This window comes from Deinococcus yavapaiensis KR-236, assembly GCF_003217515.1.
Classification (GTDB): Bacteria; Deinococcota; Deinococci; order Deinococcales; family Deinococcaceae; genus Deinococcus_A; species Deinococcus_A yavapaiensis.
On sequence record NZ_QJSX01000034.1, the window covers coordinates 1 to 8,240 of the forward strand.

Consider the following 8,240-nt stretch of genomic DNA (forward strand, 5'->3'; position numbering starts at 1 on the left):
TGACGGCCACCCCTCCGAACGTCACGGTTGGGAATCAAAGCTTGACGCAAGGACAGAGTGCGAACTTCAACGTCACAGCTTCCGACCCGCAAGACTTGGCGTTGACGTACAGCCTCGCACAAGGCAGTAGCCTGCCTACTGGACTGTCCTTGAATAGCAGTACCGGTGTGGTGAGTGGCACACCAACCGTCTTCGGCACCTTCCCCGTGACCTTCCAAGTGACGAACAGCGGTGGGGGCGTTACTAACAAGACTGTGACACTCACCGTAACTGCCACCGCGCCGAGCCTCACGGTCGGCAATCAGAGCTTGACGCAAGGACAGAGTGCGAACTTCAATGTCACGGCCACCGACCCGCAGAACCTCGCGTTGACGTACAGCCTCGCACAAGGCAGCACCTTGCCCGCCGGGTTGTCCCTCAATAGCAGCACGGGCATCGTGAGTGGCACGCCCAGCGTCTTCGGCACTTTCCCCGTAGCCTTCCAAGTCACCAACAGCGGTGGGGCGAGCGCTACCAAGACCATCACCCTCACGATCACGGCCACCGCGCCGAGCCTCACCGTCGGCAACCAGACGCTGATGCAAGGACAAAGTGCGAACTTCAACGTCACGGCCTCCGACCCGCAAAATCTGGCGTTGACGTACAGCCTCGCTCAAGGCAGCACGCTCCCCGCTGGCTTGTCCTTGAATAGCAGTACTGGCGTCGTAAGTGGCACGCCCAGCACGGCAGGAACGACGAACGTGACCTTCCAAGTCACGAACAGCGGCGGCGGCACGGCATCGAAGACGGCTGGAATCGTCGTCATCGCTCCACCAAGCATCACCGTCGGTAATCAGATACTGGCACAAGGGCAAAGCGGTAACTTCACCGTCACGGCGAGCGATCCGCAGAACCTCACGTTGACGTACAGCCTGGCATCGGGGAGCACCTTGCCCGCCGGGTTGTCCTTGAATGCCTCAACGGGTGTCGTCAGCGGAGTACCAACCGGGCACGGCGCCTTCCCCGTGACGTTCCAAGTGACGAACAGTAGTGGGGCAAGCGCCACGAAGACAATCACCATCACGATCACCGCGACGCCGCCGAACATCACGGTAGGCAATCAGACTCTGATGCAAGGGCAAAGTGCGAACTTCAATGTCACAGCCTCCGACCCGCAAAACTTGGCGTTGACCTACAGCCTCGCGGCGGGCAGCACGCTGCCCGCGGGCTTGTCCTTAAACGGCAGTACGGGTGTGGTGAGCGGCACGCCGACTACGGCCGGGACGACGAGCGTGACCTTCACGGTGACGAACAGCGGGGGCGGCACGGCCAGCAAGACCATCATCCTCACGGTGAACTCGACGAGTGGTCTGCTCGACACGACCTTCGGGACGGGCGGCAAGGTTACCACGGCGATGAGCGTCTACTACGACGAAGTGAGGGCCTTGGCGGTTCAAGCGGACGGGAAGATCGTTGCGGCTGGATACATCAACAACGGCACGAACTTGGACCTCGCGCTGACGCGGTTCAGCGTGAACGGCACCTTGGACACGACCTTCGGTTCCGGCGGCAAGGTTATCACGGCCATCGGATCGTCGGATGACTTGGCCCTCGCGTTGGTCGTGCAATCGGACGGGAAGATTGTAGCTGCTGGCCGCACCTTCAACGGCTCGAACGACGACTTCCTCCTAGTGCGATACACCGCAAGCGGCACACTCGACTCGACCTTCGGGACGGGTGGCAAGGTCACTACAGACTTTGGATCTTCCAGTGATGGCATCTTCGCGTTGATGGTGCAATCGGACGGGAAGCTGATTGCCGCCGGGTTTGCGACGAACGGTTCCAACTACGACTTCGCGTTGGCGCGGTACGAAGTGAACGGCGCTTTGGACACGACCTTCAACGGCATCGGCAAGATCGCCACGCCCATCGGAGCGTCGGACGACATCGCCTTCGCGCTGGCGCTCCAATCGAGCGGCAAAATCGTTGCTGCCGGACGGGCCTTCAACGGCACGAACGATGACTTCGCGTTGGTGCGGTACAACAGCAACGGTTCGCTCGACACCACCTTCGGCTCGGGCGGCAAGGTCACCACGCCCGTCGGGACGTCGCAAGACTACGCCAATGCGCTGGTGGTACAGCCGGACGGGAAGCTCGTCGCCGCTGGGTACGCCTTCAACGGCTCGAACGACGATTTCGCGTTGGTGCGGTACACCACCAGCGGCTCGCTCGACACCACCTTCGGCTCGAGCGGCAAGGTCACCACAGGATTCGGATCCGGGAGCGATACGGCCCTCGCGTTGGCTCTGCAGCCGGACGGGAAGCTCGTCGCCGCTGGACTGACCTCCAACGGCTCGAACAACGACTTCGCATTGGCGCGGTACACCACCAGCGGCTCGCTCGACACGACCTTCGGCTCGAGCGGCAAGGTCACCACGGCCATCGGATCTGGGAACGATGGTGCCCTCGCGCTGGCTCTGCAGCCGGATGGGAAGCTCGTCGCCGCTGGATACACCTTGAACAGCTCGACCAGCTACGATTTCGCGCTGGCGCGGTACCTGCCGTAGGAGACGCACATGAACATGACCAAGAACGTTTCCCTGCTGGCCGTAGCACTCCTCGTCGGCTGCGCCACGCCACCTCAAGCTCCCACCGGTCCTCGCGTGCTGGGCATCGTGCAAGTCACCGCCGGGCAGGACGCCGCCGTGCAGTGGGTGCGACCTGACGCGGACACGCTGCGCGCCCTCGACCTCACCAGCATTCCCGCTGGCCTCGACGTGCAAGTCGTCCCGACCACCACCCCCTACTTCGACGCAGGCGGCATGCGCTACCTGTACTCGCACCTCAAAGTGCGAAACGGTAAAGGCAGCACCCTCAACGCCGAACTCAAAAACGTCACCTTCCTCGCCCTCGACAACGCCAGCACCATCAGCGACACCGCCATCGTCTCGATGCGTAACGCCGCAGGAGCGGCCATCACCAGTGTAGACGTCGCGCGCAGCCTGCGACCCACCCACCGCATGCAAGGAGCGAGTGCGGTCGAACCGCTCGGCGCGGACTTACAACTGTTCAGCGAAAGCGAGATCAGCAATTTCACGAACAGCTTTCCGTGGGGTTTCGGAGTGCGGCACTGCTTGGACGTGAACTGCGACGCGTACGACAAGATCCTGCCGGGCAACCCGGCCCTCAATCAGTTCGATGGGCGGGTGACGTTGGCGTTCAAAACGCCGATCACCACGAGTGCGAACACGCCGAAGAGCGCGTCGATGCTGTACTTGGTCGTCGCGGATAACACGACCAACGCGAGGGTGGTGCAGAGCAGCGAAGAGCAACTGACAGGCACCGTCGCCGGGAAAAGCACTGTCCCGACAGGCTTCGACCTCGTCAAACTGCCCGGGTCAGGTCTGCCGGGTGGGACGCAGCTGGGGAACGTGCGCGTGGCGGGCACGGCGGGTACGACCACGACGACGCTGTTGACACGTCCTTCCCTGATGGCGAGCAACGCGACCTTCGCGCAGGGGCAAGCGGTCACGTACGCCCTCACCGCGTCGGACCCGCAGAACTCTACGTTGACGTACACCGTGTCGAGCGGGACACTGCCCACTGGCCTCACGTTGAACGCGAGCACGGGAGCGATCTCGGGTACGCCGTCGAGTTACGGCGCCTCGTCTGTGACGTTCCGAGCGACGAACACCAGCGGAGAGTTCGACGAGAAGACCGTGACCTTGAGCGTGACGGCCACCCCGCCGAACGTGACGGTTGGAACTCAAAGCTTGACGCAAGGACAGAGTGCGAACTTCAACGTCACGGCCACCGACCCGCAAGACCTGGCGTTGACGTACAGCCTCGCTCAAGGCAGTAGCCTGCCTACTGGACTGTCGCTCAATGCCTCCACGGGTGTGGTGAGTGGCACACCGACGGTCTTCGGCACCTTCCCCGTGACCTTCCAGGTGACGAACAGCGGTGGGGGCGTCGCCAGCAAGACGGTCACCCTTAGTGTCACGGCCACCGCGCCGAGCATCACGGTTGGGAATCAAAGCTTGACGCAAGGACAGAGTGCGAACTTCAACGTCACGGCCACCGACCCGCAGAACCTGGCGTTGACGTACAGCCTCGCACAAGGCAGCACCTTGCCCGCCGGGTTGTCCTTGAGTGCCTCGACAGGACAAGTCAGCGGCACGCCCAGCGTCTTCGGCACTTTCCCCGTGACCTTCCAAGTCACCAACAGCGGTGGGGCGAGCGCCACCAAGACCATCACCCTCACGATCACGGCCACCCCGCCGAGCGTGACCGTCGGCAACCAGACGCTGATGCAAGGACAAAGTGCGAACTTCAACGTTACGGCGAGCGATCCACAGAGCTTGACGTTGACGTACAGCCTCGCACAAGGCAGCACGCTCCCCGCTGGCTTGTCTTTGAATAGCAGTACTGGCGTGGTGAGTGGCACGCCGACGACGGTCGGGACGACGAGCGTGACTTTCCAAGTGACGAACAGCGGCGGCAGCACGGCATCGAAGGCAATTACCATCACGGTGAACTCGGCGAGTGGTTCGCTCGACACGACCTTCGGCACGAACGGTAAGGTCACCACGCCCATCGGAACGTCGGGTGAAGAAGCCTACGCGTTGGTGATGCAGTCGGACGGAAAGCTCGTTGCCGCTGGATCCACCCACAATGGCTCAAACTGGGACGTCGCGTTGGTGCGGTACAACAGCAACGGCACGCTCGACACCACCTTCGGCTCGGGCGGCAAGGTCACCACGCCTGTCGGAACTTCGGATGACTATGCCAACGCGTTGGTGATGCAACCGGACGGGAAGCTCGTCGCCGCTGGGTACGCCTTCAACGGCACGAACACCGACGTCGCGTTGGTGCGGTACAACAGCAACGGCACCCTCGATACCTCCTTCGGCACCAACGGCAAGGTCACCACGGACTTCGGGACGGCGCAGGACAGAGCCTATACGTTGGTGATGCAACCCGACGGGAAGCTCGTCGCCGCTGGAGTCACCTCCAACAGCACGAACGAGGACGTCGCGTTGGTGCGGTACAACAGCAACGGCACCCTCGACACCACCTTCGGCACCAACGGCAAGGTCACCACGCCCGTCGGAACGTCGTACGACTTTGCCGTCGCATTGGTGGTGCAACCGGACGGGAAGCTCGTCGCCGCCGGGTACGCCTCCAACGGCTCGAACTATGACGTCGCGTTGATGCGGTACAACAGCAACGGCACCCTCGATACCTCCTTCGGCACCAACGGCAAGGTCACCACGCCCATCGGGACTTCGGATGACTATGCCTCCGCGTTGGTGATGCAACCCGACGGCAAAATCGTCGCCGCTGGGCACACCTACAACGGGGCCTATGACGTCGCGTTGGTGCGGTACAACAGCAACGGCACCCTTGACACCACCTTCGGCTCGGGCGGTAAGGTCATCACGCCCATCGGAACGTCGAGTGACTTTGCCCAGGCGCTGGTGATGCAACCCGACGGGAAGCTCGTCGCCGCTGGATCCACCCACAATGGCTCAAACTGGGACGTCGCGTTGGTGCGGTACAACAGCAACGGCACCCTCGACACCACCTTCGGCACCAACGGCAAGGTCACCACACCCATCGGGACTTCGGATGACTTTGCCCGCGCGTTGGTAATGCAACCGGACGGGAAGCTCGTCGCCGCTGGGAACGCCTCCAACGGCTCGAACACCGACGTCGCGTTGGTGCGGTACCTGCCGTAGGAGATGTGATGAAGAAGTGTTCTTTGCTGCTCTTGGCGCTCCTCATCGGCTGCGCCACGCCACCTCAAGCTCCCACCGGTCCTCGCGTGCTGGGCATCGTGCAAGTCACCGCCGGGCAGGACGCCGCCGTGCAGTGGGTGCGACCCGACGCGGACACCCTACGTGCCCTCGACCTCACCAGCATTCCCGCTGGCCTCGACGTGCAAGTCGTGCCCACCACCACCCCCTTCTTCGACGCGGGCGGCACCCGCTACCTGTACTCGCACCTCAAAGTGCGAAACGGTAAAGGCAGCACCCTCAACAGTGAACTCAAAAACGTCACTTTCCTCGCCCTCGACAACACCACTACTCTCGGCGACACCGCCATCGTCTCGATGCGCAACGCCGCAGGAGCGGCCATCACCAGCGTGGACGTCGCGCGTAGCCTACGACCCACCCACCGCATGCAAGGAGCGAGTGCTGTCGAATCGCTCGGCGCGGACTTGCAACTGTTCAGTGAAAGCGAGATCAGCTCGTTTTCCTCCGCGTTCCCGTGGGGCTTCGGGGTGCGGCACTGCTTGGACGTGAACTGCGACGCGTACGACAAGACCCTGCCGGGCAACCCGGCCCTCAATCAGTTCGATGGGCGGGTGACACTGGCGTTCAAGACGCCGATCACCACGAGTGCGAACACGCCCAAGAGCGCGTCGATGCTGTACTTGGTCGTCGCCGACAACACAACGAACGCGAGGGTGGTGCAGAGCAGCGAAGAGCAATTGACAGGCACCGTTGCGGGGAGGAGTGTCGTTCCAGCGGGCTTCGACCTCGTCAAACTACCCGGGTCGAACTTGCCGGGTGGAACGCAACTGAGCAACGTGCGCGTGGCGGGCACGGCGAGTACGACCACGACGACGCTGTTGACACGTCCTTCCTTGACAGCGAGTAACGCGGTATTTCAACAAGGGCAAGCCGTGACGTACGCCGTGAGTGGATCAGACCCGCAGAGCTCTACATTGACGTACACCGTCGCGGGAGGAGCGCTCCCGGCAGGATTGAATCTCAACGGCAGCACAGGAGCAGTCAGCGGTACGCCGTCGAGTTACGGGACATCCAATGTGACATGGAGGGTGACGAACGCCAGCGGGGAGTTCGACGAGAAGACCGTGACTTTGAGCGTGACGGCCACCCCGCCAAGCGTGACGGTTGAGAATCAAAGCTTGACGCAAGGACAGAGCGCGAACTTCACCGTCACGGCGAGCGATTCTCAGAACCTGACACTGACGTACAGCCTCACGCAAGGCAGCCCCCTACCCGCGGGGTTGTCGCTTGATAGCAGTACGGGTGTGGTGAGTGGCACGCCGACTACGGTCGGGACGACGAACGTGACCTTCCAGGTGACGAACAGCGGCGGCGGCACGGCCAGCAAGGCAATCACCATCACGGTGAACTCGGCGAGTGGCTCGCTCGACACCACCTTCGGCTCGGGCGGCAAGGTCACCACGCCCATCGGAACGTCGGGTGAAGAAGCCTACGCGTTGGTGATGCAACCGGACGGGAAGCTCGTCGCCGCTGGAGCCACCTTCAACGGCTCGAACTTTGACTTCGCGTTGGTGCGGTACAACAGCAACGGTACCCTCGACACTACCTTCGGCTCGGGAGGCAAGGTCACCACGCCCATCGGAACGTCGAATGACTTTGCCTACGCGTTGGTGATGCAACCCGACGGGAAGCTCGTCGCCGCTGGAGCCACCTACAACGGCTCGAACTCTGACCTCGCGTTGGTGCGGTACAACAGCAACGGTTCGCTCGACACCACCTTCGGCACGAGCGGCAAGGTCACCACGCCTATCGGGACATCGGATGATCAAGCACACGCGTTGGTAATGCAACCGGACGGGAAGCTCGTCGCCGCCGGACAAGCCTCCAACGGCTCGAACTTTGACTTCGCGCTGGTGCGGTACAACAGCAACGGTACCCTCGACACTACCTTCGGCTCGGGCGGTAAGGTCACCACGCCCATCGGAACGTCGAATGACTATGCCTACGCGTTGGTGATGCAACCCGACGGGAAGCTCATCGCCGCCGGACGGACCATCAACGGCTCGACCTATGATTTCGCGTTGGTGCGGTACAACAGCAACGGTTCGCTCGACACCACCTTCGGCACGAGCGGCAAGGTCACCACGGCAATGAGCGTCTATAACGATGAAGTAAGGGCCTTGGCGGTTCAGCCAGACGGGAAGCTTGTTGCCGCTGGATCGGGTGACGGTATCACGTTGGTGCGGTACCAGCCGTAGGAGATGTGATGAAGAAGCTCCCTTTGCTTGCCCTGGCGCTCCTCGCAGGGTGCGCTACCACCCCCACCCCAGCACCTCACACTGGCCCTCAAGTCCTCGGCTTCATCGAAGTGGCGGCCGGTGAAGACCCCAGCGTTGAGTGGGTGCGGCCCGACGCGGACACCCTACGTGCCCTCGACCTCACCAGCATTCCCGCTGGTCTCGACGTGCAAGTCGTCCCCACCACCACCCCCTACTTCGACGC

The 8,240-nt window shown here is 62.5% G+C and carries 4 protein-coding genes; all 4 read left to right on the top strand.

Annotated elements, in window-relative coordinates; genetic code table 11:
* On the top strand, positions 1-2,546 hold a 2,546-nt coding region (locus DES52_RS22240), incomplete at its 5' end, for a beta strand repeat-containing protein (protein ID WP_211317985.1).
* A 9-nt stretch (positions 2,547-2,555) separates the two neighbouring features.
* Entirely contained in the window at positions 2,556-5,720 is a 3,165-nt protein-coding gene (locus DES52_RS22245) for a delta-60 repeat domain-containing protein (RefSeq protein WP_110889028.1), read from the top strand.
* An 8-nt stretch (positions 5,721-5,728) separates the two neighbouring features.
* Entirely contained in the window at positions 5,729-7,996 is a 2,268-nt protein-coding gene (locus DES52_RS22250; RefSeq protein WP_110889029.1) for a putative Ig domain-containing protein, read from the top strand.
* A gap of 8 nt (positions 7,997-8,004) precedes the next feature.
* Positions 8,005-8,240 (top strand): hypothetical protein (locus DES52_RS22255; RefSeq protein ID WP_211317986.1); only part of this gene is annotated, 236 nt, incomplete at its 3' end.

Bases quoted from the DNA above. Each gene is read 5' to 3' on its own strand.
- DES52_RS22245 (WP_110889028.1), top strand. From the start codon at position 2,556: ATGAACATGACCAAGAACGTTTCCCTGCTGGCCGTAGCACTCCTCGTC.
- DES52_RS22250 (WP_110889029.1), top strand. From the start codon at position 5,729: ATGAAGAAGTGTTCTTTGCTGCTCTTGGCGCTCCTCATCGGCTGCGCC.